This window comes from Bacillus nakamurai, from assembly GCF_001584325.1.
GTDB classification, from domain to species: Bacteria; Bacillota; Bacilli; order Bacillales; family Bacillaceae; genus Bacillus; species Bacillus nakamurai.
This window is the reverse complement of the sequence record NZ_LSAZ01000041.1, coordinates 442713-457670: the sequence shown is the minus strand read 5'-3', so window position 1 is coordinate 457670 and position 14958 is coordinate 442713. Positions and strand designations below refer to the sequence as shown.

Here is a 14958-nt window from a genome sequence, read left to right as displayed (position 1 = left end):
AAACCGTTACAGTACCGTCGCCGTTCCATTGGAATTGATAACCGTCTTTGTATTTGTCTCGAATAGGAGTTAAATCCCCCGGATGAACTGCCGCACTTACTGCTGGCGATCCAGATACTAGCAAGACCCCAGCAAGTGCAACGGCTCCCGCGTTATAAACAAAAAAAGCTTGCAGAAAAAACATGGTTTTCTCTACAAGCTGAAACCCCTTTACAGGGGTTTTTTACTTGTTCAATTTGCAGCTTTATGTTGAGAGCCTGTCTGCTCTTCATCTTCCCATGTTTCGATATGTTTCAGCTCGGGATGGTTCTTCGCTTTAAATACAGGATCAAGGCCTTTTTTGCGCTGAACGGCATAATCTTTATAAACCTTATAGGCCACATTAGACAGCAGCAGTATCGCAATCAAGTTAATCAGCGCCAATAAGCCCATAAACAAGTTTGCCATATCCCAAACAATTTGGAAATTGGCTAAACATCCGTATACGACCATCACGATAACAAAAATGCGGTAAATATTGAGCCAAGTTTTGCTTGTTTTGATAAATTCAATATTCGTTTCCCCATAGTAATAGTTGCCGACAACCGAACTGAACGCGAACAAAAACATGGCAATCGCAATAAACGTCGGCGCCCAGCTTCCGATATGGTGCTGTAAAGCGGCTTGTGTCACTTGGATGCCGTCGCCTTTAGGCGTTACGCTGTACAATAAAATAATGAATGCAGTCGATGTACAAACGATAAACGTATCAAAAAATACGCCGAGGGTCTGAATTAATCCCTGTTTCGCCGGATGTGATACGTGTGCAGTTGCTGCGGCATTCGGCGCGCTCCCCATACCGGCTTCGTTTGAGAACAGCCCGCGCTGTGCTCCGATTATAATGATGCTTCCTAAGCTTCCTCCTGCAATTTGCTGAAGGCCGAACGCATTTTTAACGATCGTCACCAGCAGCTCCGGAACAGCCGTGATGTTCACAACCACAACATACAGCGCGATAATAATGTATGCTCCGGCCATAACGGGAACGATTAATTGTGAAACAGAAACGACCCGTTTTAAACCGCCAAAAATAATAAATGCCGTTAATACAGCTAAAATAATCGCAATAACTGTTTTATTTACATGAAATGCTTCGTCAAAAGCAACAGAAATGGTGTTTGACTGTACAGCATTAAAAATCAATCCGAATGAAACGGTAATCAATACGGCAAATAAAATACCGAGCCAGCGGGCACCGAGACCTTTTTGCATGTAGTATGCAGGCCCGCCGCGGAAATCTTCACCTGAACGCACTTTATAAAGCTGCGCCAATGTGCTTTCCACAAAGCTGGAAGCCATTCCGACAGTGGCCACGATCCACATCCAAAATACCGCTCCCGGGCCGCCCGTCGCAATCGCTAAAGCGACACCGGTCAGGTTCCCGGTTCCGACACGCGAGGCTGCCGAGATAAAGAATGCCTGCATAGAGGAAACCCCTTTGGAAGGCTTCTCCCCCACTATTCTGAACATCTCAATAAAGTAGTTGATTTGAATGAAACGAAAACGGAAAGTGAAAAACAATCCGATTCCCACTAAAATATAAACAAGATACTTCCAAATAAAATCATTTGGAACATTAATGATATCATTTATAAAAGCCTCCATGTTTAACCTCCCTCTTACATCTCTTACTGTGATTTTCGCTGCTCATGTTAGATTTATTAACACAACGAGTATTATTATATCACAACATTATTGATTGAGGAGTTTTTTTGCGAAAATGTTTGGTTATTACGCGTCCTTCGTTGTTGTTATGCCCCGCTCTTTTTATCTGGAGCCTGAAAAAATCTGTCACATCTAGCCTTCATTTGCATAAGATAACAAATATGAGTCTGTTTCCCGCTTCCTTCGGTTTGCTGATAAAAAATGAGTGAAATAATACTTGAGATGTTATATACTTAACCAGGATAATATTTTTTTAAATTTATTAAATGACGTTTACTTTCAGTTTGAATTAGGGTATTATAATAAAAATATTCAGACTTATGAAGGGGGGAGAACATTTGAAAAAGATCCTGTTTTTAAAGGCATCTATCCTATTTTTAGCGATTGCAAGCTTTCATTTGCTCTCCATTCCCCATGCGTTTGACACTGCTCATCATTTTAAAGCAGTAGCCGACCAGCAGGAAATGCACGAAATGAAGGCCGGCCAAAATGTCGATGATGAGAAAAAGTCTTTGACGGGTTCATTTATTCTGACGGCGCTTTTTGCCGCCTCTGTCTCACTTATCGTGATAGCAGACAGGAAATGTCCGTCTTCCCGGAGAAGACAGCGCAAAAAAAGCTTTTTGATCGCTAAATTTTATCAGTCTTCGTATTTCGATGAGCTTCATGTTCAACATCGCCTATCTATGTAACATAAAATGAGGAGGTTGTTAAACATGTTGTTTATCTTACGAATGGTGATCTTAGGCTTATTCTCATTCACTGCGTTGAATTTATTTGTATGGCAGGGAATTGAAGTTGTACACGCCATTACCGATTTATTCGGCAGCCACGAAAGTTAAATTGTAAACCCCCGCTCAGCTTTACTTGAGCGGGGGTTTTTTATTTTATTTTTATTCTTTTTCTTCAGATGACTCTGCACGCCATACATCTATTACCGGCCCTGACTCATCTTCATCAATAAAGAAGGAACCGTTGCTGTATCTGTCGTTTGCCCTTAACGACTTAACGGCGACTTCGCTTCTCTCGCCTTTTTCTGTTTCAAGTATGATTCTGTCAGACTGGGAACATGCGAATAATCCCGTTACACGATGCGGATTCTTTTTGAGCTCGCGAAGCATGATGACCCCGCGTTTTGCTCTGGATGTTTTATCAAATTCAGAAAGATTCATTCGTTTAACGGCTCCGCGCTGTGTGACAAGCACAATAGAATCTGTCTCGTGAAGAATCTGGCCTGATACGACAGCATCGCCTTCTTTTAAATTAATTCCCTTTACACCGGCCGCACGCGCTCCGACCACATTCACTTCATCTTCGCCAAACCATAAGCCGTAGCCGAGGCGGGTCGCTATAAACAGCTGGCACTCTCCATTAGTGACATGGACGTCAATCAGCTCGTCTTCCCCTTTCAGGTTCAGGGCTACAAGCGCTTTCGAATACCGCTGCGCTTTGTAATGCGTCAGTTCGGTCTTTTTCACCATCCCGTTTTTTGTGAAAAACAATAAGTATGAGGATGGATCAAACTCCTTCACAGGAATGGCTTTTACGATCGTTTCATCCCGGTCAATTGTGATGAGATTTGTCACATGCTGCCCCATGTCTTTCCATCTGATATCAGGAAGCTGATGAACAGGACAATATACATAGCTTCCCTTATTGGTAAACAGCAGCAGAACATCTGTTGTATTCATCTCAAATTGGTGAATAAGCCTGTCTGTGTCCTTCATTCCGAAATCCTGCCCGTTGGAAGCGGCAAATGAGCGCTGGCTTGTTCGCTTCACATAACCGTCTTTAGTGACCGTGACATACACGTCTTCTGATGCGACCATGACCTCAAGATTAATTTTAATTTCCTCAATCTTTTCCTCAATCACTGACCGCCTGCTGTCGGCATAGGTCTTTTTCAGTTTCTTCAAGCTGCCCGTAATGACTTTTAACAGCTTTTTGTCATTGTTTAAAATGGCTTCAAGTTCATCGATTTTACGGCTGAGCTCTTCCGCTTCTTCTTTTAATGCCGTAATATCAGTGTTTGTCAAACGGTACAGCTGCAAGGAAACGATGGCCTCCGCCTGCGGCTCGGTGAAAGCGAACTTTGAGATTAAATTATGTTTCGCGTCCCGTTTATCATTGCTGGCACGGATAACGGAAATAACTTCATCTAAAACTGACAGAGCCTTCATCAAGCCTTCAACGATATGATGTCTTTCTTTCGCCTTTTGCAGCTCATAAATAGAGCGGTTTGTCACCACTTCCTTCTGGTGGGCAATATAAGCGTCCAAAATGGCTGGAAGGCTCATCAGCATCGGCCGTCGGTTATGAATGGCGACCATATTAAAGTTATACGCCGTTTGCAAGTCAGTATTTTTGTATAAGAAATTCAGAATGCCCTTCGCATCTGCTTCTTTCTTTAATTCCACGACTACCCGAAGGCCCGTGCGGTCTGTTTCATCACGCACCTCTGATATGCCTTCAACTTTTTTATCAATCCGATATTCGTCCATTTTCTTCACAAGGTTGGCTTTGTTTACTTCAAACGGAATTTCAGTGATGACGATCTGCTCACGGCCGCCTCTGATGGTTTCCACTTCCGCCTTGCCGCGAATCATGATTTTTCCTTTACCCGTTTCATAGGCTTTCCGAATACCGTCCACACCTTGAATGATGCCTCCTGTCGGAAAATCAGGCCCTTTGATGACGTCCATTAAGTCATCAACAGTGCAATCGGGCGATTCAATGCGTTTGATAACGGCATCAATGACTTCGCCTAAATGATGGGGCGGAATATCAGTGGCATAGCCCGCCGAAATCCCGGTCGATCCGTTGACCAATAAATTAGGGAACATAGCCGGCAGGACGACCGGCTCCTTACTTGTATCATCAAAGTTCGGAACGAATTCGACCGTATTTTTATCAATGTCCCGCAAGAGTTCAGAGGCGATTGCTGATAATCTTGCTTCTGTATAACGCATGGCAGCCGGAGGGTCACCATCAATGCTCCCGTTGTTTCCGTGCATTTCGATCAGCACATTTCTGACTTTCCAATCTTGGCTCATCCGCACCATTGCTTCATATACGGAGCTGTCCCCGTGCGGATGATAGTTCCCGATAACGTTCCCGACCGTTTTGGCCGCTTTCCGGAAGTTTTTATCGAACGTATTTCCATCTGCGTGCATGGCGTATAAAATTCTGCGCTGCACCGGCTTTAAACCGTCTCGTGCATCAGGCAGAGCCCGGTCCTGAATAATATATTTACTGTAGCGTCCGAAACGGTCGCCGATTACCTCTTCTAACGGTAAATCATGAAATAATTCTGGCTGTGCCACTATTAAACCTCCTCAGCGACCGATAAGTTTTCATTTTCTAAAATATTGCTTTCCTCGTCTAATCCAAAGGCAACATTCTTTTCAATCCATTTTCTTCTCGGTTCTACTTTGTCTCCCATTAATGTCGTTACGCGGCGCTCTACACGGGCTGCGTCGTCAATTTTTACTCTTACAAGCGTTCGTGACTCAGGGTTCATCGTCGTCTCCCAGAGCTGATCTGCATTCATTTCTCCAAGGCCTTTATAGCGCTGAATCGTATAGCCTTTGCCGACCTTTTTTAACACGCTGTCCATTTCTTCATCGGACCAGGCATATTCAATGATCTCTTTTTTGCCGCTTCCTTTGCTGACTTTGTAAAGAGGCGGCAAAGCGATGAATACTTTTCCGTGTTCAATCAAAGGTTTCATGTAGCGGTAGAAAAACGTTAACAGCAGCACTTGGATGTGAGCGCCGTCAGTATCGGCATCTGTCATGATGACGATTTTGTCGTAGTTAATGTCCTCTACCTCAAAATCCGCTCCGACGCCTCCGCCGATCGCATGAATGATCGTGTTGATTTCTTCATTTTTGAAGATATCGGCAAGCTTTGCTTTCTCTGTGTTAATGACCTTACCGCGAAGCGGCAGAACGGCTTGGAATCTCCGGTCTCTTCCCTGCTTTGCAGACCCTCCGGCAGAGTCTCCCTCTACGAGATACAATTCATTTTTGGCCGGATTTCTGGAGCCTGCGGGAGTGAGCTTTCCGCTTAACGTCGCTTCTGATTTTTTGCGCTTTTTGCCGCTTCTTGCTTCTTCTCTCGCTTTACGGGCTGCTTCACGTGCTTGGCTTGCTTTGATCGCTTTTTTGACGAGCAGAGTCGCCGTATCGCGGTTTTCCTCTAAGAAATAAGCAAGCTTTTCAGAAATAACGGCGTCTACAGCAGACCTTGCCTCACTTGTGCCCAGTTTTCCTTTTGTCTGCCCTTCAAATTGCAGGAGCTCTTCAGGAATACGGACGGAAATGATCGCAGATAATCCTTCTCTGATATCCGTTCCTTCAAGGTTTTTGTCTTTTTCTTTTAGAAGCGCCACTTTTCTCGCATACTCATTAAACGCCCTTGTCATTGCCGTTTTGGCACCCGACTCGTGAGTCCCGCCGTCTTTTGTTCTGACGTTATTGACGAATGACAGGATATTTTCGGAATAGCCATCATTAAATTGGAACGCAAAGTCCACTTCAATGTCATGGTGCTCACCTTCAAAGGAAACCACTTCGCATAAAGCGTCTTTTTCCTCGTTTAAGTAAGCGACAAACGCTTCAATTCCGTTCTCGTAATAAAATACTTCCTTCACTTGATTTCGTTCATCAATAAGTTCTATTTTCAAGCCTTTTAATAAGAAGGCGGATTCGCGCAGACGTTCTGAAAGCGTGTCGAAATTATAAACCGTTGCGCTGAACATCGACGGATCGGGTTTGAAATGCGTAAGCGTACCTGTTTTTTTGGTCGTGCCGACTTTTTCGAGTGAAGTCGCGGGCTTACCGCCATTTTCAAACCGCTGTTTATAGACAAAGCCGTCCCGCTCAATTGTGACGGTCAGCCACTCCGATAAAGCGTTTACGACGGATGCGCCGACGCCGTGCAGTCCCCCGCTCGTTTTATAGCCGCCCTGGCCGAATTTCCCTCCGGCGTGGAGCACGGTGAAAATGACTTCCGGAGTCGGTTTCCCGAGCTTATGCATTCCGGTCGGCATTCCGCGTCCTCTGTCCTGTACGGAGATGCTGTTGTCCTTATGTATAGTAACGATAATATGATCTCCGTATCCGGCCAGAACCTCGTCGACGGAATTATCGACGATCTCATACACCAGATGGTGCAAGCCGCGTGCGTCAGTGGAACCGATGTACATACCCGGTCTTTTTCTGACGGCTTCAAGGCCTTCAAGCACCTGTATGGCATCTTCGTTGTAATCAAATTGCTGTTTTCTAGCCAAACGTACAAACCCCTTTCAAAAAACCTGCTTAATCATTCTCTTTTTCATGTTTCATGTCTTTGTTTTAAGTATGCGCAAGCTTCGGTCCAATTCTCCTCGGACTCACAATTATAACCAATATGCTTGATTTCGCAACATTTTTAAGCGAATGGCTTATTTTTTAGGCCGCAAGACATACATTCGAATGTCTTTTCTTCTTTCTGGTGCCCTTTTCGGCGATACAGAACATGAGTTCGGTTTCTATTATATCGATTTATGCTGGCCATCGCAAACAGACTGTAACCCCCCGTATGGAAAGGGCTGCTAAAAAAGCTGTTCAAGCTTTATTGTATCTGTTTCACCATAATACGCAAATAGTATTCTTAAAATAAAAAAGCAAAAACCCCTGAACAGCCAAGGATTTTTGCCTTTTTTGTTTCTATTTTGTAACAGCGCGGGCGACTTTTATGCACAAATCCATAATGGCCGTCCGTCCTTTGCCTTTAATCATGTCATAAGCTTCTTCATTTGCCAGTCCTTGCTGCGCCCAAAAAACAGGAGCGTCTGTTTGTAAAAATTCTTCGGCGACGCCTGGCAGCTGCTCGGAACGTCTGAACACGTTTACAATATCAATCGGCCCTTCTATTTCTTTCAATGAAGCGACGGCTTTGACGCCAAGGGCTTCATCAATCGTCGGATTGACAGGAATAATCTCGTACCCATCCTCCTGCATCGCTTTAGAAACCATGTAAGAAGTTCTGTCGGGCCGGTCTGAAAGCCCGACGACCGCAATTCGTTTACTTCGGTCAAGAATGTTTTTGATCTCCGATTTTGAAGGGTTTTGCATCTATACCATCTCCTTTTCATTTATTTTACATGACAGGGATGCCGGAATCAAAAAATGAGGTTTGCCAGCTTATTTCTCAAAAAACTTGTCATCAGACGGAGACAACTCGTGTTAAAATAAAGTGAAGGGACATTGAAAAGGAGAAATGTAGATGTTGATTGCTTTATTGATTATTTTGGCCTATTTGATAGGCAGCATCCCGTCGGGTTTAGTCGTCGGCAAACTTGCTAAAGGGATTGATATTAGAGAACACGGAAGCGGCAATTTAGGTGCGACTAACGCCTTTCGCACACTTGGTGTAAAAGCGGGATCAATTGTGATTGCTGCCGACATTTTAAAAGGCACACTCGCCGCGGCGCTGCCTTACTTACTGCACATTCCCATTCATCCGCTTCTTGCAGGCGTGGCAGCGGTTATCGGCCATGTGTTTCCCGTGTTTGCAAAATTTAAAGGAGGAAAAGCCGTAGCCACTTCAGCGGGCGTTCTGCTGTTTTACGCTCCCCTGTTATTCGTTACGATGGTTGCTGTGTTTTTCATATTTTTATACCTTACAAAATTTGTTTCTCTGTCTTCAATGTTAACAGGGATTTATACGATAATTTATTGTCTGTTTGTAAAAGATCCTTATTTATTAATCGTGGTGACGCTTTTAACCGCCTTTGTCATCTACAGGCACAGAGCAAACATTAAACGGATTATTAACAAAACAGAACCGAAGATTAAATGGTTCTGATAAAACTTCATTTTTGACAGCGAAAAGCCATATGCGTTTATAATAGAGATAATTTCTTTGTGAGATACAAAAAAGGAGTGTTCGGCATGAACATGAAAATTAACGAAGACGCGCTGAATTGGTACAAAGAAGAGCTTGATTTAGAGAGCGGCGATCAGGTGCGTTTCTTTGTACGCTACGGCGGCTGCAGCAGTGTACAAAAAGGCTTTTCCCTCGGTGTTTCAAAAGATGAACCGCAGAACATCGGCATCAGTACGGAAATCGAAGGCATTACCTTCTTCATTGAAGAAAGTGACATGTGGTACTTTGATAATCACGATTTATCTGTCACGTACTCTGATCAGTCCGAAGAACCGGTATTTGATTATCAATAAATAAAAAAGAACGCATACGCATGCGTTCTTTTTTATTGCCGAAATCGCGTCAGATGCTCTGTCAGATGTTCTTCCTCTAAAATGCTCTTTTGTGTCTCTCCAAGCAGATCAAAATGCGGATATTCATCTTTTTGGTGAATCCATTCCGGTTTCAGCCCGTATTCCGCTCCCCAGCTGATCAGTTTATCAATGTCGCTTGAACCGACCTTCGTCACGGTTTTTGCGTCCGGAAAGCGGTCATCCAGCCAATAATGCGTTAAAAAGGCGATTTCCCCTCTTGAAACAGCTTCCTTCCACCGTTCCAGTTCACTGCGTGTAATTCCAAATGCCATTTTCAGCCGCTCCTTATTTTTTTGCCTTTTCGTATGCGGCATGCCAATCAGGAAAAGCCTTGCGAAACTGAATCGGCTTGAAGCTTTGTTTATCGACGCAGATATGAGAAGATGAGGCCTCGATCGCAAGTTCGTTTTGCGGGTTATAAATGTGATAGCCGTACACGGTTTTAAAGCCGTTATATTCCTCAATCCACGTATGTACGGCAGCCGTTTCACCGTAACGGAGCGGTTTTTTATATGAAATGTTAATGTCTACGACAGGTGAAAGAACCCCTCTTTCCTCCATGTCACTGTATAAAAAACCGAGGTCTTTAATTAATGCCGTTCTGCCGACTTCCATCCAGATTAAGTAGTTGGCATGATACACTATTCCCATTTGATCTGTTTCCGCGTAACGCACTTCTATTTCTTTTTTTGACACATGCAACGTTCTCTGCTCCCTTATCATTCAGATTAGCCCTATTTTATCACAACATGAAGGAAAGAGAAAAAACCAGGTCTCCCTGGTTTTTATGACTTGTATCCATTTTCTCTCGCAGCGGATTCATCTTGAATCTCATTGCGAAAAGATTCAATGCTTTCGTTGCGTCTGGCGTTTTTTTCCTGAATCCGCTGTTTTTCTTCATCAGTTGCGAATTCCATTGATTCTTTTGCTTCTTCTATATTTTCAATTGTGTTTTGCACCATATCCTGCAGTTTTTCAACGTTGTCAGAACGATCATCAGGATTCGGTTTTTGATATTGATTCGTCATATTGTCTGTGCTCCTTTATCGTGTTATTCGCCCTTTGTTTGCATGACAATCGGATGTCCGTTAGATTTGTCATGAAATTTTTCCCCTTTGTTGCGTTTATATTTAACAGGCTTTGTCCCTAAATGGCTGGGAGCGTATTGCGGCTGGCCGTCTTTCTTGTTTATACCCATGTTCATCCCTCCTTAAGAGTATATTTCGCAAAAGGAGGAGCAAACATGACTGCAAATTAAAGGTTATTTTTGTTTGAACCGCTGCTCCAGCTTTTCCTCAAGCTGATTCAAGTATTCCGTATTGGTCATCAATTCACGCTTATTTTCCATAACCAGTTCATGAAAAGAGCGTTTTCTCATTTTTTTCAATCTTCTCACCTCCGTGCTTTCTTTCATTTTTTCCAATTTTTCAAACGATAAGCCTTTCAGCATAAAAAAACTGAATCTCTACTTAAGATCCAGTTTTTGTTTCATTTCTTTTTTTGTCATCGTGCCCACGCGGATATGCTGAATAGTACCGTTTTCATCAAGTATGTACGTAGTCGGGTAAGACAGTACGTTAAAATCCGCGTTTACGCCTCTTTTGTCAATCAGAATGGGAAAGGTTAAATGGTATGTGTCGGCAAACGACTTCACGGTTTGACTATTTGTTTCGGAAGACGTAAAATTCACGGCCACTACCGCCACATCAGGATATTCCTTTTGCAGCTCTTGCATATCCGGCATTTCCTGACGGCACGGCTTACACCATGTTCCCCAAAAATTGAGGAGCACTTTTTTCCCTTTATAGTCAGACAATGAGGTGCTTTTTCCTGACAAAGTTTCAAGCGTAAAGTCAGGTGCCTTCATCCCTTCTTCAATGCCTTCTTTCGGGCTTTTTTGCACGGCATATATATTCCAGCCCGCATACGCTAATAATCCGATAAGAAAAATTCCAGCAAGCCATTTCATAAGCATCGCACAGACCCCCGCAAAAAAAAGAAGAGAAAGCAGTATTGCTTTCTCTCTTCTGTTTATACTACTGTTTCATTTTATCGCGAAGCACCATTTGTAAAATGCCGCCGTGGCGATAGTAATCAATTTCCACTTCACTGTCAAAGCGGACGATAACTTCGAATGTTTTTACTGTGCCGTCTTCACTGATCGCTCTGACAGTCAGTAAGTCGCGAGGACGAACCGATTCATCCACATCCACCTCAATGACTTCTTTTCCGGTTAAGCCGAGTGTATCCGCGCTTTCACCTTGTTTAAATTGAAGCGGCAGCACACCCATAAAGACGAGGTTGCTTCTGTGAATTCTTTCAAAACTTTCGGCAATAACAGTTCTAATGCCGAGCAGGTTTGTTCCTTTTGCCGCCCAGTCACGGGAAGAACCCATGCCGTAGTCTTTACCCGCAAGAACGACAAGACCTGTTTTGTCTTCTTTATATCGCATACAAGCATCATAAATAGATGTTACTTCACCAGTAGGCCAGTATGTCGTGTAACCGCCCTCTGTACCAGGTGCGATTTGGTTTTTAATACGGATATTTGCAAATGTTCCTCTCATCATGACTTCATGGTTTCCGCGGCGTGAACCGTAGGAGTTAAAGTCACGAGGTGAAACGCCTTTTTCCTGCAGGTATTTACCCGCCGGTGTATCTTTGCCGATCGCTCCGGCCGGTGAAATGTGGTCTGTCGTAACAGAATCGCCGAATTTGCCGACTACGCGAAGAGCTTTTAACGGCTCAACTTTTCCAGGCTCAACAGACATTTCTTCAAAGAACGGCGGATTTTGAATGTAAGTGGAATCATTATCCCATTTATACAATGCTTCATCCGTTGTTTCGATTTCATTCCAGCGCTGGTTGTCGTCAAATACGGTTTCATATTCTTTACGGAATAATTCAGGAGTAACCGTTTGTTTGACAAGTGAGTTGATTTCATCCATTGACGGCCAGATATCATCGAAGTAAACGTTTTGTCCGTCTTTCCCGACACCGATCGGATCACTTTTCAAGTTAATGTTAACCGTTCCCGCTAAAGCGTATGCTACAACAAGCGGCGGAGAAGCAAGGTAGTTCCCTTTGACGAGCGGATGAATCCGGCCTTCAAAGTTACGGTTTCCTGAAAGAACAGAAGTGATCAAAAGATCATTTTCCGTAACCGCTTCTTCAATTTCAGGAGAAAGCGGGCCTGAGTTTCCGATACATGTCGTACAGCCGTAGCCGACAAGGTTAAAACCGAGTTCTTTCATGTAAGGAAGAAGCCCTGAATTTACTAAGTAACCCGTAACAACCTTTGATCCCGGCGCAAGAGATGTTTTAACGTAATTTGGCACTGTCAGGCCTAATTCAACCGCTTTTTTCGCAACGAGTCCGGCGCCGATTAACACGTAAGGGTTTGACGTATTCGTACAGCTTGTAATGGCTGCGATCGCAATTGCCCCTGTTTTCATCACTGTTTCTTCGCCGTTAAGCAATTTGAAAGAAATTTCTTTATTTGCTTCTGCAGCTTCCAGGCCGAATCCTTGGTTGCCTGCAGGGCTTACGAGATGATTTTTAAATGTTTCCTGCATCACAGAAAGCGGAATTAAATCTTGCGGGCGTTTCGGACCCGACAAGTTCGCTTCAATTTTTGATAAATCGATTTCCACGATGTCTGTGAAGCTAGGCTCTTCTGCGTCAGGAGTAAAGAATAACCCGTTATTGCGGCAATATGCTTCTACAACGTCGATTTGCTCTTCGTCACGGCCTGTCAGGCGCAAGTAAGCAAGTGCTTCTTCATCAACCGGGAAGAAACCGCAAGTCGCCCCGTATTCCGGCGCCATATTGGCGATTGTAGCCCGGTCAGCAAGCGGAAGTTCAGCGACGCCCGGTCCGAAGAATTCTACGAATTTATTTACAACGCCTTTTTCACGAAGCACTTGAGTGACTTTCAGCGCTAAGTCAGTTGCAGTTGTTCCGTTCGGCAGTTTTCCGACAAGTTTCGCGCCGATTACCTCAGGAACTGGGAAATATGAAGGCTGGCCAAGCATTCCCGCTTCCGCCTCAATTCCGCCGACACCCCAGCCGAGAACGCCGATACCGTTGATCATTGTCGTATGGGAGTCTGTACCGACGAGAGTGTCAGGATATGTTACAAGTTCTCCGTCTTCATCTTTCGTATGGACGACACTTGCTAAAAATTCAAGGTTTACCTGGTGCACGATACCTGTTGCAGGCGGAACGGCCTGATAATTGTTAAACGCTTTCTTTGCCCAGCTTAAAAATTTGTAGCGTTCTGCATTTCTTTCGAATTCTAAGTCCATATTAATGGCTAACGCATCTTCCGTACCCGCTTTGTCTACTTGCACGGAGTGGTCAATTACCAGGTCAACCGGGATTTCAGGATTGATTTTGTCTGGATCTCCACCGACAGATGCCATCGCTTTTCTCAAAGATGCCAGGTCAACGACGGCAGGAACGCCCGTAAAGTCTTGTAAAATAACCCGTGACGGTTTAAACGGAACGTCAATGTCTTTTAATTCAGCAGTACCCCATTTTGCTAAATTTTCGACATGTTCTTTTGTAATCACGCGTCCGTCTACCTGACGCAAAACCGATTCCAGCAGAACCTTAATAGAATAAGGAAGTTTTGAAACATTGCCGACCCCTGCGTCTTCCAATGCTTTTAATGAATAATAATGATATGTTTTCCCGTTAGAAGAAAATGTTTTTTTCGCTTGGAAAACGTCTTGTGTTGCGACTTTTTGCTGATTTGTCATTCTCCAAAATCCCCCTTCAAAGATCAAGATCTTTCTTTAGATGAATGTTCACATTCCATCAAATTTTCTCACAATTTCATCTTAGTATAAAATCATACATAAGTAAATATCAATGTTTTTATTAAATACAATAAGATCGTCTTATCAGCGTGTTTTCGGTAAATTTTGTCCGGTTTCTTCCCTCATACTAACCGCCGGAAAAAGCCATATTAATGGTGAGGTGATGATCATGGTAAAACGGAAAGCCAATCATGTGATTAACGGCATGAATGATGCAAAAAGCCAAGGAAAAGGCGCAGGTTATATAGAAAATGACCAGCTTGTCCTGACGGAAGAACAGAGGCAGAACAATAAAAAAAGAAAAACAAACCAATAACCGCCACACCTTATAAGGAGGCTTTTTTGATGACAAATAAAAACTCGAGCAAAGATATGCATAAAAATGCGCCAAAGGGCCAGAATCCCGGCCAGCCGGAACCGTTAAGCGGAAGCAAAAAAGTGAAAAACCGCAACCATACTAGACAAAAGCATAATTCCAGCCACGATATGTAAAACAGACCTTAGTGTCTGTTTTTTTGTTACATTCACCCATTTACTGCTTTTGCATACGTTATAGCAAGGTTTTTTAATATGGAGGTATGCTTCCATGAACCACTCAAAAAATGCTGAAGAATTCGATGATATGGATGAATGGCTGCGGCAATTTTACGAGGATCCGTATGCTTGGTATGACGAAACGCTGCCGATTGATTTATATGAAACAAGTCAGCAATATATAATTGAAGCCAATCTGACAGCTTTGCAGCCCGTTCAGATGATGACCGTCACGCTGTCAGCTTGTGAATTCATTTTGTCTGTCAAAACTGCTGATCGGACGCTAAATAAACAAATGATGCTCCCCTTTTATTTGAATGACAAACATATTTACACAGACTTCACAAATCATATTTTGACCGTCTCCATGAATAAGGAGGCAAATGAGACTCCCGCCTCTTTCTCCTTTCAATTCCCTCTATAAGACATAAAAAGTCACTTTCATCCCTCAATGAAAGTGACTTTTTTGTCCGCTCGTTTTTGTCATATACCCTCAAAAGTGAGTCTCCCATGGCCAAATAGCAGAATCACTATACAATAGAATATGATCTATGAATTCATTTGACTAGACGTCTATCTTTTTTTCTATTCTTTTTTTTCATGTTCTTCTA

At 43.4% G+C, this 14958-nt stretch carries 18 protein-coding genes; 7 read left to right on the top strand and 11 right to left on the bottom strand.

The annotated features are described in order from the left end of the window. Nucleotides 1-231: 231 nt before the first annotated feature. Nucleotides 232-1644, bottom strand: a complete 1413-nt coding sequence (locus AXI59_RS17185) for an alanine/glycine:cation symporter family protein (protein WP_061528813.1) — start codon at nucleotides 1642-1644, stop codon at nucleotides 232-234. A gap of 398 nt (nucleotides 1645-2042) precedes the next feature. Here AXI59_RS17185 and AXI59_RS17180 point away from each other — a divergent pair, with 398 nt between their 5' ends. Together AXI59_RS17180 and AXI59_RS20675 are read left to right on the top strand one after the other, a co-directional pair. Further along, nucleotides 2043-2396, top strand: a complete 354-nt coding sequence (locus AXI59_RS17180) for a hypothetical protein (protein ID WP_061521214.1) — start codon at nucleotides 2043-2045, stop codon at nucleotides 2394-2396. 24 nt (nucleotides 2397-2420) lie between these two features. Beyond that, nucleotides 2421-2546 (top strand): hypothetical protein, encoded by a 126-nt coding sequence (locus tag AXI59_RS20675; protein ID WP_013352436.1) that lies wholly within the window; start codon nucleotides 2421-2423, stop codon nucleotides 2544-2546. Between the two features lie 51 nt (nucleotides 2547-2597). Here AXI59_RS20675 and parC read toward each other — a convergent pair whose 3' ends face one another. The 3 genes from parC to AXI59_RS17165 all read right to left on the bottom strand — a co-directional run bounded on the left by parC (nucleotide 2598) and on the right by AXI59_RS17165 (nucleotide 7823). Next, nucleotides 2598-5027, bottom strand: coding sequence for a DNA topoisomerase IV subunit A (gene parC, locus AXI59_RS17175; RefSeq protein WP_061528812.1), 2430 nt, complete (start codon nucleotides 5025-5027; stop codon nucleotides 2598-2600). A gap of 2 nt (nucleotides 5028-5029) precedes the next feature. Continuing rightward, nucleotides 5030-6997 carry a DNA topoisomerase IV subunit B gene (parE, locus tag AXI59_RS17170; protein WP_061521216.1) on the bottom strand — a complete coding sequence of 656 codons (1968 nt, stop codon included), beginning with the start codon at nucleotides 6995-6997 and terminating at the stop codon, nucleotides 5030-5032. 418 nt (nucleotides 6998-7415) lie between these two features. Beyond that, the gene (locus AXI59_RS17165; protein WP_061521217.1) at nucleotides 7416-7823 is read right to left on the bottom strand and encodes a CoA-binding protein; all 408 of its coding nucleotides are present in this window, start codon (nucleotides 7821-7823) and stop codon (nucleotides 7416-7418) included. A gap of 151 nt (nucleotides 7824-7974) precedes the next feature. Between AXI59_RS17165 and plsY the strand changes: the two genes are divergently transcribed. Together plsY and AXI59_RS17155 are read left to right on the top strand one after the other, a co-directional pair. Continuing rightward, nucleotides 7975-8556, top strand: a complete 582-nt coding sequence (gene plsY, locus AXI59_RS17160) for a glycerol-3-phosphate 1-O-acyltransferase PlsY (RefSeq protein WP_061521218.1) — start codon at nucleotides 7975-7977, stop codon at nucleotides 8554-8556. An 86-nt stretch (nucleotides 8557-8642) separates the two neighbouring features. Next, nucleotides 8643-8930 (top strand): HesB/YadR/YfhF family protein, encoded by a 288-nt coding sequence (locus tag AXI59_RS17155; RefSeq protein ID WP_061521219.1) that lies wholly within the window; start codon nucleotides 8643-8645, stop codon nucleotides 8928-8930. 32 nt (nucleotides 8931-8962) lie between these two features. Here the strand turns inward: AXI59_RS17155 and AXI59_RS17150 are convergent, their stop codons facing one another. From AXI59_RS17150 to acnA, 7 genes are all read right to left on the bottom strand, one after another. Beyond that, nucleotides 8963-9262, bottom strand: coding sequence for a hypothetical protein (locus AXI59_RS17150; RefSeq protein WP_061528811.1), 300 nt, complete (start codon nucleotides 9260-9262; stop codon nucleotides 8963-8965). A 13-nt stretch (nucleotides 9263-9275) separates the two neighbouring features. Next, on the bottom strand, nucleotides 9276-9692 hold the full coding sequence (locus AXI59_RS17145; protein ID WP_061521221.1) for a YbgC/FadM family acyl-CoA thioesterase: 417 nt from the start codon (nucleotides 9690-9692) through the stop codon (nucleotides 9276-9278). A gap of 83 nt (nucleotides 9693-9775) precedes the next feature. Further along, nucleotides 9776-10018: a small acid-soluble spore protein Tlp gene (gene tlp / locus AXI59_RS17140; protein WP_061521222.1), complete on the bottom strand. Its 243-nt coding sequence runs from the start codon at nucleotides 10016-10018 to the stop codon at nucleotides 9776-9778. Between the two features lie 23 nt (nucleotides 10019-10041). Continuing rightward, nucleotides 10042-10188: an acid-soluble spore protein N gene (locus AXI59_RS17135; protein ID WP_003153977.1), complete on the bottom strand. Its 147-nt coding sequence runs from the start codon at nucleotides 10186-10188 to the stop codon at nucleotides 10042-10044. Nucleotides 10189-10251: 63 nt separating this feature from the next. Continuing rightward, on the bottom strand, nucleotides 10252-10377 hold the full coding sequence (locus AXI59_RS17130) for an FbpB family small basic protein (protein WP_012117651.1): 126 nt from the start codon (nucleotides 10375-10377) through the stop codon (nucleotides 10252-10254). Between the two features lie 78 nt (nucleotides 10378-10455). After that, complete coding sequence (locus AXI59_RS17125; protein ID WP_061528809.1) at nucleotides 10456-10965, bottom strand: redoxin domain-containing protein; 510 nt, start codon at nucleotides 10963-10965, stop codon at nucleotides 10456-10458. Nucleotides 10966-11026: 61 nt separating this feature from the next. Continuing rightward, nucleotides 11027-13753 carry an aconitate hydratase AcnA gene (gene acnA / locus AXI59_RS17120; RefSeq protein ID WP_061521225.1) on the bottom strand — a complete coding sequence of 909 codons (2727 nt, stop codon included), beginning with the start codon at nucleotides 13751-13753 and terminating at the stop codon, nucleotides 11027-11029. A gap of 229 nt (nucleotides 13754-13982) precedes the next feature. Between acnA and sspO the strand changes: the two genes are divergently transcribed. From sspO to AXI59_RS17105, 3 genes are all read left to right on the top strand, one after another. Continuing rightward, nucleotides 13983-14129 (top strand): acid-soluble spore protein SspO, encoded by a 147-nt coding sequence (gene sspO / locus AXI59_RS17115; RefSeq protein WP_061521226.1) that lies wholly within the window; start codon nucleotides 13983-13985, stop codon nucleotides 14127-14129. A gap of 29 nt (nucleotides 14130-14158) precedes the next feature. Next, nucleotides 14159-14305 (top strand): small acid-soluble spore protein P, encoded by a 147-nt coding sequence (locus AXI59_RS17110; RefSeq protein WP_061528808.1) that lies wholly within the window; start codon nucleotides 14159-14161, stop codon nucleotides 14303-14305. A 94-nt stretch (nucleotides 14306-14399) separates the two neighbouring features. Next, on the top strand, nucleotides 14400-14771 hold the full coding sequence (locus AXI59_RS17105; protein ID WP_061528807.1) for an Hsp20/alpha crystallin family protein: 372 nt from the start codon (nucleotides 14400-14402) through the stop codon (nucleotides 14769-14771). Nucleotides 14772-14958: the final 187 nt, after the last annotated feature.

Excerpts from the sequence above, each read along its gene's own strand:
- AXI59_RS17185 (WP_061528813.1), bottom strand. The coding sequence starts at position 1,644 with ATGGAGGCTTTTATAAATGATATCATTAATGTTCCAAATGATTTTATT.
- AXI59_RS20675 (WP_013352436.1), top strand. The coding sequence starts at position 2,421 with ATGTTGTTTATCTTACGAATGGTGATCTTAGGCTTATTCTCATTCACT.
- AXI59_RS17165 (WP_061521217.1), bottom strand. The coding sequence starts at position 7,823 with ATGCAAAACCCTTCAAAATCGGAGATCAAAAACATTCTTGACCGAAGT.
- plsY (WP_061521218.1), top strand. The coding sequence starts at position 7,975 with ATGTTGATTGCTTTATTGATTATTTTGGCCTATTTGATAGGCAGCATC.
- AXI59_RS17155 (WP_061521219.1), top strand. The coding sequence starts at position 8,643 with ATGAACATGAAAATTAACGAAGACGCGCTGAATTGGTACAAAGAAGAG.
- AXI59_RS17150 (WP_061528811.1), bottom strand. The coding sequence starts at position 9,262 with ATGGCATTTGGAATTACACGCAGTGAACTGGAACGGTGGAAGGAAGCT.
- tlp (WP_061521222.1), bottom strand. The coding sequence starts at position 10,018 with ATGACGAATCAATATCAAAAACCGAATCCTGATGATCGTTCTGACAAC.
- AXI59_RS17135 (WP_003153977.1), bottom strand. The coding sequence starts at position 10,188 with ATGGGTATAAACAAGAAAGACGGCCAGCCGCAATACGCTCCCAGCCAT.
- AXI59_RS17125 (WP_061528809.1), bottom strand. The coding sequence starts at position 10,965 with ATGCTTATGAAATGGCTTGCTGGAATTTTTCTTATCGGATTATTAGCG.
- acnA (WP_061521225.1), bottom strand. The coding sequence starts at position 13,753 with ATGACAAATCAGCAAAAAGTCGCAACACAAGACGTTTTCCAAGCGAAA.
- sspO (WP_061521226.1), top strand. The coding sequence starts at position 13,983 with ATGGTAAAACGGAAAGCCAATCATGTGATTAACGGCATGAATGATGCA.
- AXI59_RS17110 (WP_061528808.1), top strand. The coding sequence starts at position 14,159 with ATGACAAATAAAAACTCGAGCAAAGATATGCATAAAAATGCGCCAAAG.
- AXI59_RS17105 (WP_061528807.1), top strand. The coding sequence starts at position 14,400 with ATGAACCACTCAAAAAATGCTGAAGAATTCGATGATATGGATGAATGG.